Raw genomic sequence first — 17,200 nt, forward strand, 5'->3', positions numbered from 1 at the left:
CGTGTGCTTCAGCCACCGGTGACCGGACGGATCACCTCGACGTGGTCGCCGTCGGCCAACGGCCGCGTGGCGTGCAGCGAGCGCGGCACGAAGGCGCGGTTCACCGCGACGGCATAGGGCGCCACCGCGCCGATGCGCGCCACGGCGTCGGCGACCGTGGCCGGTGCGTCCAGGACGTGGGCGACGTCGTTGATGCGCAGGTGCAGGCGCGGGGTGGTGGCGGTGGCGGTCATGCGGTGCTGCCCTCCGCCGCGGCGCCCGGGCGCGCGACGTCGAGCCCGAAGCGCGCGGCCAGCGGCGAGCGACCGGTCGCGAGCAGTTCCAGCGCGATGTCCAGCAGCGCCGGCGCGATCAGGAAGCCGTGCCGGTACAGCCCGTTGACCTGCAGCACGCGCGGCGCCGACCAGCGCAGCGCCGGCAGGTTGTCGGGCAGGGTCGGACGGCAGTGGGTGGCGAGTTCGAGGATGCGCGCCTCGCCGAAGCCGCTGTGCACGGCATAGGCCGCGCTGAGCAGTTCGAGCGTCGAGCGCACGCTGGCGGGCGACATGTCGGCCGACTCGATCTCGGTTGCGCCGATGACGAAGACGCCATCGGGCTTGGGCGCGATGTAGAGCGGGTAGCGCGGGTGCAGCAGCCGCGTCGGCCGGCTCAGCGCGACGTCGGGGGCGTGGACGCGGATCACCTCGCCGCGCACGCCGCGCAGCGCGCCCCACTGGGGCCGCGCGCCCAGGCCGCGGCAGTCGATCACGCGCCCGGCCGGGCCGCAGTCGAAATCCTCGGGCGACACGGCACGGTGCCAGTGCAGCGTCACGCCCGGGGTCGCCGCCAGCGTGGCGTGCAGGGCGTCGAGCAGCGCGCGGTTGTCGAGCTGGCCCTCGCCCGCCAGGAACAGGCCCTGCGCGAAGCGCGAGCCCCGCAACGCCGGCTCCAGCGCGACGATGCCGCTCGCCTCCAGCGTCCGGACCGGCGGCAGGTCGTCGCCGATCCAGCCACGCGTGCGCTCGAGCACCCGCGCGAAGCGCTCGGCTTCGCCCGCGTCCTGCCGGTGCCAGAGCACCAGCGTGCCTTCGCGCTGGAAGAACACCGGCGCGGCGTGGCCGGCCAGCTCGGTCAGCAGCTGCGGCCAGCGGTCCAGCGCGTGGCGACCCATGCGCACCACCGGCGCCGGTGCCACGGCCGATTCGGCCAGTGGCGCCAGCATCGCCGCTGCCACGCGCGCGGCGGCCCCCCCGGCCTGCGGCCCCTGCGCGTCGTGCAGGTCGACGCGGCAGCCGCGCCGTGCGAGGGCCAGCGCGACCAGGCGTCCCATCAGGCCGGCGCCGAGCACGTGCGCCGACGAGAACGGCAGCGCGTCCGGCCGGTCGGCGCGCGGCGTCGGGTGCGTCGGGTCCGTCAAGCGCGCCACCCATAATTTGCGACATGACCCCGACGACACCCTCGCGCCCGGCGCGCGTCCTGACCATCGCCGGCTCCGACAGCGGCGGCGGCGCCGGCATCCAGGCCGACCTGAAGACCTTCGCGGCGCTCGGCTGCTACGGCATGACGGCCGTCACCGCGCTCACGGCGCAGGACACGCACGGCGTCGCCGCGATCCATCCGGTGCCGGCCGAGTTCGTGCGGGCGCAGATCCGCGCCGTGGTCGAGGACATCGGCGTGGACGCGGTCAAGATCGGCGTGCTGCACACGCGCGAGATCGTCGAGGTGGTGGCGTGGGCGATCGACCATTACGCGCTGCCGCACGTCGTGCTCGACCCGGTGCTGGCCGCGACCAGCGGCGACGCGCTGGCCGCTCCCCGTCTGGTAGCGGCGCTGGTGTGCGACCTGTTCCCGCGCGTGGCGCTCGTCACGCCCAACCTCGACGAGGCGGCGCGCTTTCTCGGCCGTGCCGTCGGCGGCATCGACGCGCTCGACGGCGCGGCCGACGCGCTGTTGGCGCTGGGGGCGCGCGCCGTGCTGCTCAAGGGCGGGCACCTGCCGGGGCACGAACTGGTCGACGTGCTGGCCGTGGCGGGCGACGGCTTGCACCGCCGGTACGCCGCGCCGCGCATCGCGAGCGGCAACCTGCACGGTACCGGCTGCACGCTGTCGTCGGCCATCGCCGCGCACCTCGCGCTCGGCCATGCGCTGCCCCTGGCGGTCGAGCGCGCGCGCGACTACGTGCGCGGCGCCATCGCCTCGGGCGCGGGCCTGTCCACCGGCACCGGCAACGGGCCGCTCAACCACGGTTTCGCGCCCGTGCCGACGCATCGGCTGCCGGTCGCGGCCTGAGGCGCGCGCCATGGCCGCAGACGCCATCGCTGGCCGTCGCTGCGGGATCGTTCGGATCGTCGGGTGTCGCCATTGTTCTTTTGCTCCGCGCAAAGGACCTTCCGGCAGGGGGCGTGACCCGGGGCGTCCTTCGTGATGACGAAGGGGACGGCACGCCCGATGCGAATCGGCATGACGGCCACCGGGCCGGCTTCCCTGCGCGAGGATTAACTCAATCAGGTTCGAAGGGACTTTCTCAGCCGCATCGATCGACTCGATGCAGCACCCCTAGCTCGGTGCGGATTGTAGGCAGGAAAGCGCAGAACGCCTCAGGGCTTGCAACCTTGCCGCTCCTGGCGCGCGGCCCCAGACTGTTTCGATGGACGAGGTGATCTTTGCCGGCGACGAGACGTATTTCCCGCACGCGCGGCTCACGCCGATCGGTGGGCTGTGGGAGGGTGCCGTCGAGATCGTGACCCCGTACGGCCGCACGACCCTGGTGTGCGCTGGCGTGCATGGCGACGCGGACGCCGCCTTCACGGAGGCGGTGGCCGACGCGATGACGCTGATGCGGGAGCGGCGCGGCTGAGCGGTCCGTCGACCGGGCGCCTCATTCGCCGCGCGTCACGCCGAGCAGTTCGTGCAGACGCGTGCTGGTCGTCGTGTACTGCAGCGGCACCGCCTTGTCCGGGAAGACGATCGCGGTCGCGCCCCAGGCCGCCAGGGTGGCTTCGTGGAAGCCGCAGACGATCAGCTTGCGCTTGCCGGGATAGGTGTTGACGTCGCCGACGGCGAACACGCCCGGCGCGCGGGTCTCGTAGCGCGCGGTGTCCACCGGCACCTGCTTGCGCTCCAGGTCCAGGCCCCAGTCGGCGATCGGCCCCAGGCGCGGCGAGACGCCCAGGCAGGCGACGAGCGCATCGACCGGCGCGGCCACCACGTCGCCGTCCGGTCGCGTGACCTCGACGTGCGCGTCGTCGAAGCCCGTGGGCTGGCCGACGACGAAGCCCAGCGTGCGCTCGGCGATGGCGGCGCGCACCGCGGCCACGAGCACCGCGTCGGCCTGGAAGCCGTCGCGCCGGTGCAGCAGGGTGATGCGCGCGGGCCGGCCGGTGTCGCGGGCCTGCGCGACGAGCGCCAGCGCGGTGCGCAGGGCGTCGTCGCCGCCGCCATGGACCACGACGTCCCGGCCGATGAAGCGGTCCAGCGCGTCGGGGTGATAGAACAGGCGCGTGCCCTCCAAGCGCCCGATGCCCTCGATCGTCAGGCGGCGCGGCACGAAGGCGCCGACGCCGGCGGCGACGAAGACGGTCTTCGCGACGAACACCGTGCCGCGATCGGTCGCGAGGCGCAGCCGGCCGTCCGGCTCGCGCGCCAGGGTGGCGACCTGCTGGCCGAGGTGCATCGGCACATCGAACGGCGCGATCTGGCGCAGCAGCGACTCCACCAGGCCGCGCCCCGTGGTGGCGGGCGTGCCGGGGATGTCGTAGATGGGTTTGTCGCCATAGAGCTCGACGCACTGGCCGCCCGCGTGGGGCAGGGCGTCGACGACGTGGCAGGCGATCTCGAGCAGGCCGAGCTGGAACGCCTGGAACAGCCCGACCGGCCCGGCGCCGATGACCAGCGCGTCGGTTTCGACCGGGCTCGCGGACATGGTCAGCGCACCAGTTCCGCGATCTTGTTGGGCTTGTCCTTCCAGTCGTCGGCGTCGGGCAGGGCGGGCTTGCGCTTGGTGATGCTCTTCCAGCCGTCGGCCAGGGCCAGTTCGGCGTTGAGCTTGATGAAGGCGAGCTGGTCGGCCGGCAGGTCCTCTTCCGCGAAGATGGCGTTGGCCGGGCACTCGGGGATGCAGACCGCGCAGTCGATGCACTCGTCCGGATCGATCACGAGCATGTTCGGACCTTCGCGGAAGCAGTCCACCGGGCACACATCGACGCAATCGGTGTATTTGCAGCGGATGCAGTTTTCGGAGACGACGTGGGTCATGGGAGTCTGAGGGGTCGGTTGCCGGCGGGTCGCGGCGAATTGAATGGGGGGTAACCGGGCATTTTAGAGGCCCGGTCCGGTCTTCTTCAGCGGGCGGGGGGCTGTACCAGCACCGCCGCGGCGGTCTTGTGCGAGGCGGTGTCCACCAGCACCAGCGAACCCAGCGTGCGCGATCGCGCGAAGGGCAGCACGGCCAGCGGCTGCTGCAGCGCCAGCACGATGTCGCCGATGGCGTTGGCCTCCAGCTGCGCGGCCGGCTCGGCGTCGAGCGTGTTGATGTTCAGGCGGTCGACGATGCGCGCCACCTTGGCCTTGACCCAACGGTGGCCCTGCAGCGCCCAGTAGACGCGGCCCGGCACCAGCGGCTCGTCGTCGAGCCAGGCGACCGTGGCGGTGATCTCGCGCACCGGCGCGAAGGCATCGGGCGCGAGCAGCCAGTCGCCGCGCGAGACGTCGACCTCGCGGTCGAGCACGATGCCCGCGCTGTGGCCGGCATGCACGGTCTTGGGTTGGCGTGTGTGGCTGAGCACCTGCGCCACGGTGGCCGTCTGCCCGCTGGGCAGCACGCTCACGCGCTGGCCGGGCTCGACATGGCCGCTGGCCACGCGGCCCCAGAACACGCGCCGCCCCTGGGAGGTGTCGGCGGAGGCGGAGAACTTCTCCACCCACTGGACCGGGAAGGCGAAGGGCACGTTCTCGTCGGGCACGGTCACCGGCAGGCCTTCGAGCAGTTCCAGCAGGCTCGGGCCGTCGTAGCCGGCCCAGTCGGGATGGCGCGTGACCACGTTCCAGCCCTTGAGCGCCGACACCGGCACGATCGCCCCGACCCGCACGCCGGCGTTCCCGGCGAAGGCCGCGAGGGCCGTGGCGATGCGCTCGAAGGCCAGCGCCGCGTCGTCGATGGCGTCGAGCTTGTTGACCGCGAAGACGATCGACTGGACGCGCAGCAGGCCGCACAGCAGCGTGTGGCGGCGCGTCTGCGCGAGCAGTTCGCGCGCCATCACCGTGCCGTCGCCGACCTCGGCGGCCCACTTGAGCTTGGTGGCGTCGACCAGCACCACGGCGGCGTCGGCGCTCGACGCCGCCGTGACCATGTTGCGGGTGTACTGCTCGTGGCCCGGCGCGTCGCCGATGATGAACTTGCGCCGCGCGGTGGCGAAGTAGCGGTAGGCGACGTCGATGGTGATGCCCTGCTCGCGCTCGGCCGACAGCCCGTCGGTCAGCAGCGCCAGGTCGGTCTCGCCGCCGCGCTGCACGCCCGCGAGCTGGTCCTGCAGCACCGTCTTGCTGTCCACCAGCAGCCGCCCGATGAGCGTGCTCTTGCCGTCGTCCACCGAACCGCAGGTGATGAAGCGCAGGGCCGCGCCGGTGTCGACCGCGACGTCGGCGGAATCGAATTCAGTTGAAGTGTTCATTGGTTCTCTCCGGTGGCGGCTCAGAAGTAGCCGTCCTTCTTGCGCTTTTCCATCGACGCTTCGGACGTCATGTCGTCCATGCGCGTCGCGCCGCGCTCGCTCACGTCCACCGTCAGGGTCTCCAGCACCACGTCGCCGGCGTCGGCCGCGAGGCTCGCCACCGGACAGGTGGTGGTGATGTCGCCCACGGTGCGGAAGCGCACGTCGCGCACCTGCACCTCCTCGCCGTCGCGCGGCGGGGTCAACGGCGTCACGGGCACCAGCAGGCCGCGGCGGTCGACCACCTGACGCTGGTGCGTATAGTAGATCGACGGCAGCGCGATGGCCTCGCGTTCGATGTACTGCCAGACGTCGAGCTCGGTCCAGTTGGAGATCGGGAACACGCGGAAATGCTCGCCCGGCGACAGGCGCGTGTTGAACAGCGTCCAGAGTTCGGGGCGCTGGTCCTTGGGCTGCCACTGGCCGAAGGCGTCGCGGTGCGAGAAGATGCGTTCCTTGGCGCGCGCCTTCTCCTCGTCGCGGCGGGCGCCGCCGATGAGCGCGTCGAAGCGGAATTCCTCGATCGCCTCGAGCAGCGTCACCGACTGGTGCGCGTTGCGCGACTCGCCCGCGTGCGCCAGGCGCACCGTGCCGCGCAGCATCGAATCCTCGACGCTGCGCACGATCAGTTCGGCGCCCAGTTCACGGGCCCGGAAGTCGCGGAAGTCCGTGACCTCGGGGAAGTTGTGGCCGGTGTCGATCATCAGCAGCGGGTAGGGGATGCGGCCGGTGCCGAAGGCCTTCTCGGCGCACTTGAGCAGCACCAGCGAATCCTTGCCGCCCGAGAACAGCAGCGCCGGGCGTTCGAAGGCGGCGGCGACCTCGCGCAGGATGAAGATGGCCTCCTCTTCGAGGGCGTCGAGGTGGGCGTTGGACAGGTGGGTCCTGGACGGGAGGGTGCGCGCCTGGGTCTGCAGGTCGGCTTCGAAGCGGGCGTTCATGGATCGGGGGCCTGGAAGGAAAAGGGAGAAGGGCGGTCGTGGGGCCGGTTCAGTGCGCCAGATGCAGGCCGCACTCGCGGTTGTCCTCGCCCTTGGTCGGATCCACGTAGTCGAAGTTGTTGGGCAGTCCGTGCGCCTGGCAGTACTCGTGCAGGTCCTTGGCGCTCCAGTGCAGCAGGGGCGCCACCTTGATCAGGCCGTCGGGGTTGACGCCGACGGGGTCCATCTGTGCGCGCACGGCGGTGTCGGTGGCGCGCAGGGCCGTGAACCAGACCTGCGGTGCCGTCTCGCGCAGGGCGCGGGCGAAGGGCTCGAGCTTCACCTCCTCGGTGAAGGCGGCGTGGCGCGGGTCGTCCAGCGCCGGGGTGGCGCCGTCCACCGCCTCGCGATGCGCGCGCGAGCGGCGCGGCAGGTAGATGCGCAGGTCGAGGTCGAGCCGCTTCGCGAGGTCGTCGGCGAAGCGGTAGGTGGCCTCGGTGTTGTAGCCGTTGTCCATCCACACCACCGGCACGTCCGCCCGGGCGCGGGTCACCATGTGCAGGATCACGGCCTCGAACGGACGGAAGTTGGTGGTGACGATGGTCGGCCGGTCGAGGCCGACGGCCCAGTCCACCAGGCCCTGGGCATCGCGGCCGAGCCGGGCGTTGATGTCTGCGAGGTCGAAGTCGGTGTCGAGGGCGGGGCGGGCGATGGCGTTCATGGGGCTGTGCTTTCTTTCCGGGACGCGCCGCGCCCGGGAGGCGGGCACGGCCGGATGCTTGGCGGGGATCAGGCCTCGGTGCGGGCGAAGCGCGGCGCGGTCTCGACCGCGTCGCCCTGGTAGAACGCCGGGAAGCGTTCGAACTGGCGCTGGGCGTCGGCGGCGTCCACGCCCGGCTTGAGCGCCGCGCTGGAGAAGCCGGTGCGTTCCATCTGCACGAGCTGGTCGATCAGCACGTCGCCGGTGGCGCGGATGTCGCCCTTGAAGCCCAGCCGGCGGCGCAGCAGGAAGGCCTGGCTGAAGGCGCGGCCGTCGTGGAACTGCGGGAAGTCGAGGTCGATGCGCTCGATGCCGTCGAGCCGGTCCTTGAGGGTGGCGGGGTCGGCGTCGTTGGGCAGGCGCACGACCTTCGGGTCGTCGACGGCGCCGTCGGCATGGTCCTCGGCCGAGACGAGGCGGATGGGTTGCAGCGTCACGATGCGCTCTCCTGTGCGGTCACGGCGAAGCGCGCGGCGTTGGCGGCGGCCTTGAACGGGTCAAGCCCGACGCGCCGCACGGTGTTGATGAAGGTCTCGCCCGTCAGGCGGGTGTCGCGGTAGGTGGTGAGCACGGCCTCGATCACGTCGGGCACCTCCGGCGCCGAGAACGACGGGCCGATGACCTTGCCGGCGGCCGACCGGCCGCTCAGCGCGCTGCCGTCGGAGCCGCCGAGCGTCACCTGGTACCACTCCTTGCCGTCCTTGTCGACGCCCAGGATGCCGATGTGGCCGCTGTGGTGGTGGCCGCAGGAATTGATGCAGCCGCTGATGTGCAGGTCGATCTCGCCGATGTCGTCGAGTTCGTCCAGGTCCTGGTAGCGCTCGGTGATGGCCTCGGCGATCGGGATCGAGCGGGCGTTCGCCAGGGCGCAGAAGTCGCCGCCGGGGCAGGCGATCATGTCGGTGAGCAGGTGCACGTTGGCGCTCGCGAGGCCGGCGTCGCTGGCGGCCTGCCAGAGTTCGAACAGGTCCTCGGCATGCACCCAGGGCAGCAAAATGTTCTGGTCGTGCGTCACGCGGGCCTCGCCGGCGGAGAAGCGGTCGACCAGGCCGGCCAGCACGTCGAGCTGGTCGGCCGAGGCGTCGCCCGGCGCCTGCAGGCGGCGCTTGAACGACAGCGTGACCGCGCGCAGGGCGGGGTCGGCGTGCGGAGCGACGTTGCGTGCGATCCAGCGCGTGAAGGGCACGCTGGCGGCGGTCTGGCGCTGCAGCAGTGCGTCGCGCTCGCCCTGCGGCATCGCGTCCTTGCGAGCGGCCAGCGCCGGCGGCACGAAGCTCGCGGCGACGCGGTCGAACTCGGCCTGCGTGATGGTGTGCGGGCCACCGTCGATCTCGACGATCTCGCGGTACTCGCGCTCGACGTCGTCGATGTAGCGCTGGCCCTCGGCCTTCACCAGGATCTTGATGCGCGCCTTGTACTTGTTGTCGCGGCGGCCGTAGCGGTTGTAGACCCGCACCACGGCTTCCAGGTAATTCATGATCTGGTTCCAGGGCAGGAACTCGCGCACGACCGGCCCGATCATCGGCGTGCGGCCCATGCCGCCGCCCACCGCCACCTTGAAGCCCAGCGCGCCGGCGTCGTCGCGCACCAGCTTCAGGCCGACGTCGTGCCAGTCGGTGGCCGCGCGGTCCTCGGTGGCGCCGGTGATGGCGATCTTGAACTTGCGCGGCAGGAAGGCGAACTCGGGATGCAGCGTCGACCACTGGCGCATGATCTCCGCGAAGGGGCGCGGATCGGCCACCTCGTCGCACGCGATGCCGGCGCGTTCGTCGGTGGTGATGTTGCGGATGCAGTTGCCGCTGGTCTGGATGCCGTGCATGTCGACGCTGGCGAGCAGGTCCATCACGTCGGCGCTCTTGGACAGCGGGATCCAGTTGTACTGGACGTTGGTGCGCGTGGTGAAGTGCGCGTAGTGCGTCGGAAGGGTGGCGGTGCCCAGCGCGCCCTGCGTCGCCAGCGCGGTGCGGTAGACCTCGGCCTCGGGTTCGTCGTACTCGCGGGCGATCACGGCCAGGGCGCGGATCTGGCGGCTGGAGAGCTCGCCGTAGGGCACGGCCACGCGCAGCATCGGCGCGTAGCGCTGGACGTACCAGCCGTTCTGCAGGCGCAGCGGGCGGAATTCCTCTTCGCTGAGCTTGCCGGTCTGCCAGCGGCCGAGCTGGTCGCGGAACTGGTCGGCGCGCTGGCGCACGAACTGGCGATCGAAGTCTGTGTATTGATACATCGTGGTGGGTGTCTTGGGGTGGGGCGCGAACGCCCGGCAAGAGAGGCGGCACTGTAGAAGAGCCGCTTATGGAAACAAACTATTTTCTAATTCTCGCTTTATGCGGATAAGCATATTCGCGAGTCGCCATGCGGCCTGCCGGATGAAAACGACGGATTTCCGGATAAGCGGCCCCGCCAGAGGGAACGACGTGGAAAAGCACGTCGCAAGTGCTGATTTTCCCTCACGCCATCTCCCCCGCGGAGACCGCGGGCTCAACGGCACATCCCGAAGCCGCCCGTCTCGAGGTGGAAGTGGTCGCGATGCGCCGCGTTGTAGTCGGGGCCGAGCACGCCGTCGAAGAACCGGCACGCGCCCCGGCGGGCGTCGCGCAGCAGCAACGCGGCCGTGGGCACCGACACCACGGCGGGATCGGCGTCCGTCTCGGGCGAGCGCCAGTCGCGCGCCAGCGAGATGCGCCGTCCGTCGGCCAGCACGAAGGCCGAGACGTCCAGTGCATCGGCCGTCGCGTGTCGACTGCGCGACGAGCCCGGCGCCACGTCGCCCGTGTTGACGTTGCGGCAGGCATAGCTGCCCAGTTGCTCGATGCCGGCCACGCGCTGGCCGTAGCGGGCTTCGGCGGCGGGCTGCAGTGCATGGCGCTCCCACATGTAGAACGACAGCGCCATCGGACAGCTCAGGGTCAGCGAGGCGCTGCCCAGGCGCACCGGCGCCCCGTGCAGCCGCACGGCGTGGCTGAAGCCGCAGCCCGGCGCGGTCTCCCGGTCGGGCACCGCGTCGTAGCGCATGCCGGTGCGTGCCAGGGCGGCGGCGCACAGCGCGGGATCGCGCCGGGTGCGCGCGAGGCGGATGTCGGTGAGCCAGTCGGGCGCGGCCTCGACGTCCAGCGGTGCCCACGGGTTGTAGCGGGCCGGCACGGCCAAGGCGCCCACGTAGACGGCATAGACCCCGGCAGCGAGCGTGGCGACGAGCGACAGGACGATCCAGCGGACAATCATTCGCTGTTTCTAGGGGTCGACGCGAAGCGTCGCTGAAGGAGAAGGCCGGACTGCCCGGGAGACGACGACGCCGTCCGCGCGTGGTCTATTTGGCGCGCCGGCTCACCTGCACGGTCGCTTCCAGTCCGACATAGGCGCCCGGATCGCCGAACCAGCTGCCCGAGACCGGCGCCGCGAACGCCGGATCGCGCGCCACGGCCACGCGGATGAGCTGGTTGCCGCCCAGCAGGTTGTTGGTCGGATCGAAGGCCACCCAGCCGGCGCCCGGCAGGTAGGCCTGCAGCCAGGCGTGGGTGGCGCCGGCGCCGGTCGTGGCCATGCCCCCGGGCATCGCGTTGGCGTCGAGCGCGGCGTCGTAGAGGTAACCCGAGACGAAACGCGTCGCCACCCCCAGCCGCCGCGCGGCTTCCATCATCAGGAGCGCGTAGTCGCGGCAGCTGCCGCTGCCCCGCGCGAGCGTCTGCAGCGGCGTCTGCGTGCCCTGCTCGTCGCGTGTCTCGTAGCGGAACTGCTGGAAGATGAACTGGTTCATGCGCGCGAGCAGGTCGCGCGTGTGCGTGGGCCCGCCGTTGAGGAAGAACTGGTGCGCCCAGGTGATCAGCTTGCCGTCGGGATCGTCGTGGTGTGGCCGCAGGTAGTGCTCCAGGTCCAGCCGGTCCTGCAGCGAATAGGCGAAGGGCAGGAACTCGGCCGCCGGCGACAGCAGCGACAAGTCCTGCATGACGTCGGCGCGCTCGATGGTGAAGGAGCACACCAGTTTCAGTTCGAGGGCGGGCTCGATCGGCTGCACCAGCGCCACCGAGTTGGAATGGGGGTCCTGGATCATCCGCACGATGGCCTGGGGACTGACCTTCAGGTCGGTGGCCAGCACGCGCAGGTCGTGGCTGTCGCGCGGCCGGAACATGACGCGATGCTCCCCGAAGGTGACCGGCTGCTGGTACCGGTAGAGCGTCGTGTGGACGATGTCGTAGCGAGTGGGCATGGGCGATTGTGCGGTGCTGCGGGCGGCAGCGGTGGCCCGCGGGTTCGCGGGCCGGTCGACCGTCGGCCGGACCTTCGCCGGTGCAAGATTCAGGCCGGGCCGTCGCCGTTGTCCGGGTCCGCCTTCTTGGCGTCCGGGTCGCTGGGCGTGTTGGAGCCCGAGAGCTGTTCGGCCGGGGGGCCGAGCCGCCCGCTGTCGCCGCCCTGCGCGTGCGTGGTGCCGCCTGTGCGCGCCTGGTTGCCACGGCCGGAATAGATCTCGTCGTCGTCGAAGTTGAGGGGCGCCGTGTCCGGGCCGCCGCCGCCGAGCACGGCATCGCCCGTGGGGGTGTCCGCGCCGTGCGGACCGATGGCATCGATCGGGCCGGAGGTCTCGCTGTCCTTCGGGTGCGGGGTGTCGGTCGTGGAGACGGGCTTGGTCATGAGAGGTCCTTGTCGAGGGTGGAAAGGAGTTGGATCGGGTCCGGTGCGAGCGTCGGGGACGCGTCTTGGCCGGTGCTCGTGCTCGACCATCGCGTCGGCCGGCCCCGGGCCGTGCGCGGCGCATGCCGCTTCGACGTGCGGGAGCGGTCCTACCGTGTAAGGGTCGCGCCGGGCCGGCCGTTGGCGCGGGGCGGCCGCGTCGTGCGCGCGGTGTCCAGCGCCTGCGCCAGGCCGGCGGGCAGCGGCAGCGGCTCGCCGTGCCAGCGCGCCGCCAGCAGTTCCGCGCACAGCACGGCGAAGCTGAGGCCGCGCGACCCCATCGCCGTGCACAGCCACGGACCGTCGGGCGCATCGGCGTGCAGCGGTCCCACGAGCGGCCGACGATCGGCCGACGCGCACCGCACGCCGGCCCAGGCCCGGAGGGTCCGCCCGGCATCGGGTCCGCCGCCACCGGCTCTGCCCCCGGAGCGGGCCGGGTCCTCCGGCCGTGTCCGGCCGGTCGTCGGGTCCGGCCGCAGCAGCGCGTGGGCGCCCGGATGCAGCCGGGCGAGGCGTGCCAGGTTGGCCTCGGTGTCCACGGTCGACGTGGCGGTGTCGTCCCGCCCCCGGTCGAAGGTCGCGCCCGTGAGCCAGAACGCGCCGTCCGCGTCCGGGACGTGCGCGATCAGGTGACCGTCCCCGTTCAGCGGCGCCGTGGGCAGCACGTCCGCGAGGCCGGCGGCGAGGTCCATGCGGCCCCATGCGAGTTGGCCGCGCACGCGGTGCAGCGGTTGTTCGCCGGCCAGGGCGGCGCTCTCGAATCCGGCCGCCACGACGACGCGATCGGCCGCCGCCAGGCAGCGACCGTCGGCGTCGAGCACGGTCCAGCACGGCGGCTCGCCGGCGCGCTCGATCCGCGCGACCCTGGCCCGCGTCCGCAGCGAGATGCCCGGGCGGGCCAGCCACGCGGCGACCAGCCGGGCCGGCCGCGCCCAGCCGGCGTGTTCGTGCCAGAGCGCGGTGGTGTCCACGGCCAGGCCCTGGTCGATGAGCCGGTCCGCCGTGGCGCGCCACGACGCGTTCGGGCCGTCGGCGTGCCAGCCGGCGGGCAGGCGGTCGTCGCCCGGCGCACGGCGTTCGAGGACGCCGCCGCCTCGCCAGTCGGTGCCTTCGCGCAGGTGCGTGGTCAGTTGCTGCCACGTCAGGCGCAGTCCCGCGCGGGTCAGGCGCGAGAGCAGGGCATCGTCGGACGAGACGTGCGGCGCGAAGACGCCCGCCGGCACGCCCGAGGCGCCGGACGCGGCCTGCGCGCCGGCGTCGAGCACCGTCACGCGCCAGCCGCGCCGTGCCAGGCTGGCCGCCACCGCGGCACCGGCGAGGCCGGCACCGACGACCACGCAGTGGCCCGGTGTCGCCACCATGGCGGGGTGCCGCCGGACGGTCCACGCGGGAGCGAAATCGCCGCTGTACGTGGGCGCGCCGTCCGGCCGCCGCAGCCGGAAACCCTGTGATTCCAGGGCCGCGTGAAGCGCCGCCGCCGGTGCGGGGACGGTGATGCGCGTGCCCGGCCGGGCGAAACGGGCGAGCGCCTTCGAGAGGTCGACGGGGTCGAGCGGCGCGACCGTCGCCGCACCCGATACCGGGTCGTTCCCTGGCGACGTCGCCGCATCGACCACGATCTCCTCGGCATCGAAATGCTGCGCGCGCAGCATCGGCCGCAAGTCGCCGATGCACAGTGTCAGCAGCACGTGGCCATCGTCGAAGCCGAGGCGATGCACGCCCGGCAACAGGCCGTGCCACTGCGCGCTCAGCAGGTGCAGCAGGCCGTCCGGATCGCCGGCTTCCGGCGGCCCGAGTTCATCGGCGCGCGCCGGGCGCGGGGTCACCGCGACGCAGTGGAGCATGCGGGGGCGTCGGGGGTCGGCACGCCACGCCCGCCAGAGGGCCAGGAAACGCGCGCCGGTGCCGAAACCGGTGTCCAGGAGACGCCACTGCGCGAGGTCCCGCCACGGCCGGGTCGGCAGGGCGCCGTCGTGCGCGCCGGGCTTCGGCGGACCGGCGGGCGGCGCGGAGGACGGCGTGGCCGCGCTCAGGCGCTCGGCGGGACGTAGCCTTGCACCGCGTCCGCGCCGTCGCCGAAGAAATGCTTGTCCATCTGGCGCTTGAGGTATTCGCGAGCGCGCTGGTCGGCCAGGTTCAGGCGGTTCTCGTTGACCAGCATCGTCTGCTGCTTGAGCCAGGCGGCCCAGGCTTCCTTGCTGACGCTCTCCCAGAGGCGCTTGCCGAGTTCTCCCGGATAGGGCGGGAAGTCTAGCCCCTCCGCTTCCTTGCCGAGCTTGATGCACTGGACCATGCGTGCCATTTTTATGTTTCCTGCTTTTCGAGTGGGGGATGGACGGACCGTGGCGCACGGTCCTTATCTGATCTGGTTATTTGGAACCAAGAATTCAATCGTTCCCGGTTCGCGAGGTCCGACCCAGAATCGGCGGCTTCTTCGACCTGCCATTCATAGAACGAGCCGACCCATGAGCCTTCGCCGCGACTTTATCAAGCTTTCCATCGGTGCCGCCGTCGCGGGCGGCATGGCCCTCGCGGCATTGCCGTCGTTCGCCCAGGCCGTCAACCTCCTGAACGTGTCCTACGATCCGACGCGCGAACTCTACGTCGAGTACAACCAGGCCTTCGCCAGGCACTGGAAAGCCAAGGCCGGCCAGGACGTGAAGGTGCGCCAGTCGCACGGCGGCTCGGGCAAGCAGGCGCGCTCGATCATCGACGGGCTGGAAGCCGACGTGGCCACCCTGGCGCTGGCCGGCGACGTCGACGCGCTGTCCCGCAACGGCAACCTGCTGCCGGCCGACTGGCAGAAGCGCCTGCCGCACAACTCGGCGCCCTATACGTCGACCATCGTGTTCCTGGTCAAGAAGGGCAATCCGAAGGGTCTGAAGGACTGGGACGACCTGGTCAAGCCGGGCGTGCAGGTCATCACGCCCAACCCCAAGACCTCCGGCGGGGCACGCTGGAACTATCTTGCCGCCTGGGAGTTCGCCAAGCGCAAGTACGGCGGCGACGCCAAGGCCAAGGAGTTCGTCGCCAACCTCTACAAGAACGTGCCGGTGCTCGACACCGGCGCGCGCGGCTCGACCATCACCTTCGTCCAGCGCGGCGTGGGCGACGTGCTGCTGGCCTGGGAGAACGAGGCCTACCTGGCGCAGAAGGAGTTCGGCGCCGGCAAGTACGAGATCGTGACGCCGTCGGTGAGCATCCTGGCCGAGCCGACCGTGGCCGTGGTCGACAAGGTGGTCGACAAGAAGGGCACCCGCGCCGTGGCCGAGGAATACCTGAAGTACCTGTATTCCGACGAGGGCCAGGACATCGCCGGCAGGAACTACTACCGCCCGACCTCGGACAAGGCCAAGGCCAAGTACGACAAGCAGTTCGCCAAGCTGACGCTGTTCACGGTCGACCAGGCCTTCGGCGGCTGGGCCAAGGCCGACAAGGACCATTTCGCCGACAACGCGTCCTTCGACCAGATCTACACCGTCAAGTAGGGCGTGGGCGGCCGCCGCCCGACGGGCGTCGCGGCCTTCGCGGATACTTCCTTCCCCCACGATCGCCGCCGCACCGGGCCGGCGAACGGGCAGCACGAGGAAGGCAGATGGCCCAGTACGAGATCGACGACATCGTGCGCGCATTGCGCGAGGCGCGCCACGAATGGCGGGATGCGCGCAAGCGCTCCCGCGAGCCCATGGGGCGCGAGTTCCCGTCGCGCGAGGCGATGGAGGACATCGTGGAGGCGCTCAAGGGCGCGCTCTTCCCGATGCGCCTGGGTCCGCCCGAGCTGCGCCACGAGAGCGAGGACTTCTACGTCGGTCACACCATCGACGCCGCGCTGGCCCGACTGGAGGCGCAGGCGCGGCTCGAGTTGCGCTACGTCGCGCGCCAGCACGGCGCCGACGACCCCCAGGTCGACGCCGAGGCGACGCACGCGGTGCGTGCCTTCGGCGCCGAATTGCCGCCGATCCGCCGCCTGCTCGACAGCGACGTGCTGGCGGCCTTCCAGGGCGACCCCGCCGCGCGCAGCGTCGACGAGGTGCTGCTGTGCTATCCGGGCGTGCTGGCGATGATCCACCACCGGCTCGCGCACGCGCTCTACCGGCTGGGCCTGCCGCTGCTCGCGCGGATCGTCGCCGAACTGGCGCACGCCCAGACCGGCATCGACATCCATCCGGGCGCGGCGATCGGCGCGGGCTTCTTCATCGATCACGGCACGGGCGTGGTGATCGGCGAGACGGCCATCATCGGCGAGCGCGTGCGGGTCTACCAGGCCGTGACGCTGGGCGCGAAGGGCTTTCCGGTCGACGCCGACGGCGTGCTGCGAAAGGGGCTGGCGCGCCATCCGGTGGTCGAGGACGACGTCGTCATCTATGCCGGCGCCACCATCCTGGGGCGCGTGACCCTCGGGCGCGGCGCGGTCATCGGGGGCAACGTCTGGCTCACGCACGACGTGCCCGCCGGAGCCAGCCTGACGCAGGCCAGCCTGCAGAACGGCATCCAGCCGCGCCTGGGCTGCGTGCCGGCGGACCGCGTCTGAGCCACGGCGCCCTGTCGCCATTCCCGATCGGTCGTTTCCCATCGCTTCCTGACACCCACCGGAGAACCCGCTCATGAGCCACTACAAGATCGCCGTCGTCATCGGCAGCCTGCGCAAGGATTCCTTCAACCGCAAGCTCGCGCTCGCCCTGGCGCACCTCGCGCCGGACGACTTCACCTTCGAGCACGTGGAGATCGGCGACCTGCCGCTCTACAACCAGGACGACGACGCCCACCCGGCGCCCGCGGTCCAGCGTCTGAAGACCGAGGTCGCCTCGGCGCAGGGCCTGCTGTTCATCACGCCGGAGTACAACCGCTCGATCCCCGGGGTGCTGAAGAACGCCATCGACCATGCCTCGCGGCCCTACGGCCAGAGCGTGTGGGGCGGCAAGCCCGCGGGCGTGATCGGGGTGTCGGTCGGCGCCATCGGCACCGCGCTGGCGCAGCAGCACCTGCGCAACGTTCTGGCCTACCTGGACGTGCCCACGCTCGGCCAGCCCGAGGCGTTCATCCAGAACAAGGAAGGCCTGTTCGACGACCGGGGCCACGTCGGCGAGGACAGCCGCAAGTTCCTGCAGACGTGGGTCGACAAGTACGTGGCCTGGGTGAAGATCCACAACGGCTGATCGCCGACAGCG

General features: G+C 71.5%; 19 protein-coding genes and 1 riboswitch. Of the genes, 5 read left to right on the forward strand and 14 right to left on the reverse strand.

Annotation, left to right across the window (positions count from 1 at the left end):
* Positions 1–8 precede the first annotated feature (8 nt).
* Together thiS and NF681_10730 are read right to left on the reverse strand one after the other, a co-directional pair.
* Positions 9–233, reverse strand: coding sequence for a sulfur carrier protein ThiS (gene thiS / locus NF681_10725; protein ID UST55604.1), 225 nt, complete (start codon positions 231–233; stop codon positions 9–11).
* Positions 230–1,309 carry an FAD-dependent oxidoreductase gene (locus NF681_10730; GenBank protein UST55741.1) on the reverse strand — a complete coding sequence of 360 codons (1,080 nt, stop codon included), beginning with the start codon at positions 1,307–1,309 and terminating at the stop codon, positions 230–232. The genes thiS and NF681_10730 overlap by 4 nt, the downstream gene beginning before the upstream one ends.
* 110 nt (positions 1,310–1,419) lie before the next feature.
* Between NF681_10730 and thiD the strand changes: the two genes are divergently transcribed.
* Positions 1,420–2,268: a bifunctional hydroxymethylpyrimidine kinase/phosphomethylpyrimidine kinase gene (gene thiD, locus NF681_10735; GenBank protein UST55605.1), complete on the forward strand. Its 849-nt coding sequence runs from the start codon at positions 1,420–1,422 to the stop codon at positions 2,266–2,268.
* Positions 2,269–2,443: 175 nt separating this feature from the next.
* A riboswitch (TPP riboswitch) is annotated at positions 2,444–2,547 on the reverse strand.
* 79 nt (positions 2,548–2,626) lie between these two features.
* Positions 2,627–2,836, forward strand: a complete 210-nt coding sequence (locus tag NF681_10740; GenBank protein UST55606.1) for a hypothetical protein — start codon at positions 2,627–2,629, stop codon at positions 2,834–2,836.
* A 21-nt stretch (positions 2,837–2,857) separates the two neighbouring features.
* Here the strand turns inward: NF681_10740 and NF681_10745 are convergent, their stop codons facing one another.
* The 12 genes from NF681_10745 to NF681_10800 form a co-directional block, all read right to left on the reverse strand.
* Positions 2,858–3,901: an NAD(P)/FAD-dependent oxidoreductase gene (locus NF681_10745; protein ID UST55607.1), complete on the reverse strand. Its 1,044-nt coding sequence runs from the start codon at positions 3,899–3,901 to the stop codon at positions 2,858–2,860.
* 2 nt (positions 3,902–3,903) lie between these two features.
* Positions 3,904–4,233: a ferredoxin family protein gene (locus NF681_10750; GenBank protein UST55608.1), complete on the reverse strand. Its 330-nt coding sequence runs from the start codon at positions 4,231–4,233 to the stop codon at positions 3,904–3,906.
* 86 nt (positions 4,234–4,319) lie between these two features.
* Positions 4,320–5,648 (reverse strand): GTP-binding protein, encoded by a 1,329-nt coding sequence (locus NF681_10755; GenBank protein ID UST55609.1) that lies wholly within the window; start codon positions 5,646–5,648, stop codon positions 4,320–4,322.
* Positions 5,649–5,668: 20 nt separating this feature from the next.
* Positions 5,669–6,628: a sulfate adenylyltransferase subunit CysD gene (gene cysD, locus NF681_10760; protein UST55610.1), complete on the reverse strand. Its 960-nt coding sequence runs from the start codon at positions 6,626–6,628 to the stop codon at positions 5,669–5,671.
* A 49-nt stretch (positions 6,629–6,677) separates the two neighbouring features.
* Entirely contained in the window at positions 6,678–7,328 is a 651-nt protein-coding gene (locus tag NF681_10765; GenBank protein UST55611.1) for a phosphoadenosine phosphosulfate reductase family protein, read from the reverse strand.
* A 68-nt stretch (positions 7,329–7,396) separates the two neighbouring features.
* The gene (locus tag NF681_10770) at positions 7,397–7,804 is read right to left on the reverse strand and encodes a DUF934 domain-containing protein (GenBank protein ID UST55612.1); all 408 of its coding nucleotides are present in this window, start codon (positions 7,802–7,804) and stop codon (positions 7,397–7,399) included.
* On the reverse strand, positions 7,801–9,591 hold the full coding sequence (locus tag NF681_10775) for a nitrite/sulfite reductase (protein UST55613.1): 1,791 nt from the start codon (positions 9,589–9,591) through the stop codon (positions 7,801–7,803). Before NF681_10775 ends, NF681_10770 begins: the two co-directional genes overlap by 4 nt.
* A gap of 254 nt (positions 9,592–9,845) precedes the next feature.
* Positions 9,846–10,589: an extensin family protein gene (locus tag NF681_10780; protein UST55614.1), complete on the reverse strand. Its 744-nt coding sequence runs from the start codon at positions 10,587–10,589 to the stop codon at positions 9,846–9,848.
* A gap of 85 nt (positions 10,590–10,674) precedes the next feature.
* Positions 10,675–11,571, reverse strand: a complete 897-nt coding sequence (locus NF681_10785; GenBank protein ID UST55615.1) for a transglutaminase family protein — start codon at positions 11,569–11,571, stop codon at positions 10,675–10,677.
* An 89-nt stretch (positions 11,572–11,660) separates the two neighbouring features.
* Complete coding sequence (locus NF681_10790; protein ID UST55616.1) at positions 11,661–11,993, reverse strand: hypothetical protein; 333 nt, start codon at positions 11,991–11,993, stop codon at positions 11,661–11,663.
* Positions 11,994–12,142: 149 nt separating this feature from the next.
* A complete protein-coding gene (locus NF681_10795; protein ID UST55617.1) occupies positions 12,143–13,876 on the reverse strand; it encodes an FAD-dependent oxidoreductase in 1,734 nt (577 codons plus the stop codon).
* 185 nt (positions 13,877–14,061) lie between these two features.
* On the reverse strand, positions 14,062–14,334 hold the full coding sequence (locus NF681_10800) for an oxidative damage protection protein (GenBank protein ID UST55618.1): 273 nt from the start codon (positions 14,332–14,334) through the stop codon (positions 14,062–14,064).
* Positions 14,335–14,554: 220 nt separating this feature from the next.
* Between NF681_10800 and NF681_10805 the strand changes: the two genes are divergently transcribed.
* The 3 genes from NF681_10805 to NF681_10815 all read left to right on the forward strand — a co-directional run bounded on the left by NF681_10805 (position 14,555) and on the right by NF681_10815 (position 17,188).
* A complete protein-coding gene (locus NF681_10805; GenBank protein ID UST55742.1) occupies positions 14,555–15,520 on the forward strand; it encodes a sulfate ABC transporter substrate-binding protein in 966 nt (321 codons plus the stop codon).
* A gap of 107 nt (positions 15,521–15,627) precedes the next feature.
* Positions 15,628–16,563 (forward strand): serine acetyltransferase, encoded by a 936-nt coding sequence (locus NF681_10810; GenBank protein ID UST55619.1) that lies wholly within the window; start codon positions 15,628–15,630, stop codon positions 16,561–16,563.
* 73 nt (positions 16,564–16,636) lie between these two features.
* A complete protein-coding gene (locus NF681_10815) occupies positions 16,637–17,188 on the forward strand; it encodes an NAD(P)H-dependent oxidoreductase (protein ID UST55620.1) in 552 nt (183 codons plus the stop codon).
* The last annotated feature ends 12 nt before the right edge of the window (positions 17,189–17,200 follow it).

It is taken from the genome of Comamonadaceae bacterium OTU4NAUVB1, from assembly GCA_024372625.1.
GTDB lineage: Bacteria > Pseudomonadota > Gammaproteobacteria > Burkholderiales > Burkholderiaceae_C > Variovorax.

Excerpts from the sequence above, each read along its gene's own strand:
- thiS (UST55604.1), bottom strand. The coding sequence starts at position 233 with ATGACCGCCACCGCCACCACCCCGCGCCTGCACCTGCGCATCAACGAC.
- NF681_10730 (UST55741.1), bottom strand. The coding sequence starts at position 1,309 with ATGGGACGCCTGGTCGCGCTGGCCCTCGCACGGCGCGGCTGCCGCGTC.
- thiD (UST55605.1), top strand. The coding sequence starts at position 1,420 with ATGACCCCGACGACACCCTCGCGCCCGGCGCGCGTCCTGACCATCGCC.
- NF681_10740 (UST55606.1), top strand. The coding sequence starts at position 2,627 with ATGGACGAGGTGATCTTTGCCGGCGACGAGACGTATTTCCCGCACGCG.
- NF681_10745 (UST55607.1), bottom strand. The coding sequence starts at position 3,901 with ATGTCCGCGAGCCCGGTCGAAACCGACGCGCTGGTCATCGGCGCCGGG.
- NF681_10750 (UST55608.1), bottom strand. The coding sequence starts at position 4,233 with ATGACCCACGTCGTCTCCGAAAACTGCATCCGCTGCAAATACACCGAT.
- NF681_10755 (UST55609.1), bottom strand. The coding sequence starts at position 5,648 with ATGAACACTTCAACTGAATTCGATTCCGCCGACGTCGCGGTCGACACC.
- cysD (UST55610.1), bottom strand. The coding sequence starts at position 6,628 with ATGAACGCCCGCTTCGAAGCCGACCTGCAGACCCAGGCGCGCACCCTC.
- NF681_10765 (UST55611.1), bottom strand. The coding sequence starts at position 7,328 with ATGAACGCCATCGCCCGCCCCGCCCTCGACACCGACTTCGACCTCGCA.
- NF681_10775 (UST55613.1), bottom strand. The coding sequence starts at position 9,591 with ATGTATCAATACACAGACTTCGATCGCCAGTTCGTGCGCCAGCGCGCC.
- NF681_10780 (UST55614.1), bottom strand. The coding sequence starts at position 10,589 with ATGATTGTCCGCTGGATCGTCCTGTCGCTCGTCGCCACGCTCGCTGCC.
- NF681_10785 (UST55615.1), bottom strand. The coding sequence starts at position 11,571 with ATGCCCACTCGCTACGACATCGTCCACACGACGCTCTACCGGTACCAG.
- NF681_10790 (UST55616.1), bottom strand. The coding sequence starts at position 11,993 with ATGACCAAGCCCGTCTCCACGACCGACACCCCGCACCCGAAGGACAGC.
- NF681_10795 (UST55617.1), bottom strand. The coding sequence starts at position 13,876 with ATGCTCCACTGCGTCGCGGTGACCCCGCGCCCGGCGCGCGCCGATGAA.
- NF681_10800 (UST55618.1), bottom strand. The coding sequence starts at position 14,334 with ATGGCACGCATGGTCCAGTGCATCAAGCTCGGCAAGGAAGCGGAGGGG.
- NF681_10805 (UST55742.1), top strand. The coding sequence starts at position 14,555 with ATGGCCCTCGCGGCATTGCCGTCGTTCGCCCAGGCCGTCAACCTCCTG.
- NF681_10810 (UST55619.1), top strand. The coding sequence starts at position 15,628 with ATGGCCCAGTACGAGATCGACGACATCGTGCGCGCATTGCGCGAGGCG.
- NF681_10815 (UST55620.1), top strand. The coding sequence starts at position 16,637 with ATGAGCCACTACAAGATCGCCGTCGTCATCGGCAGCCTGCGCAAGGAT.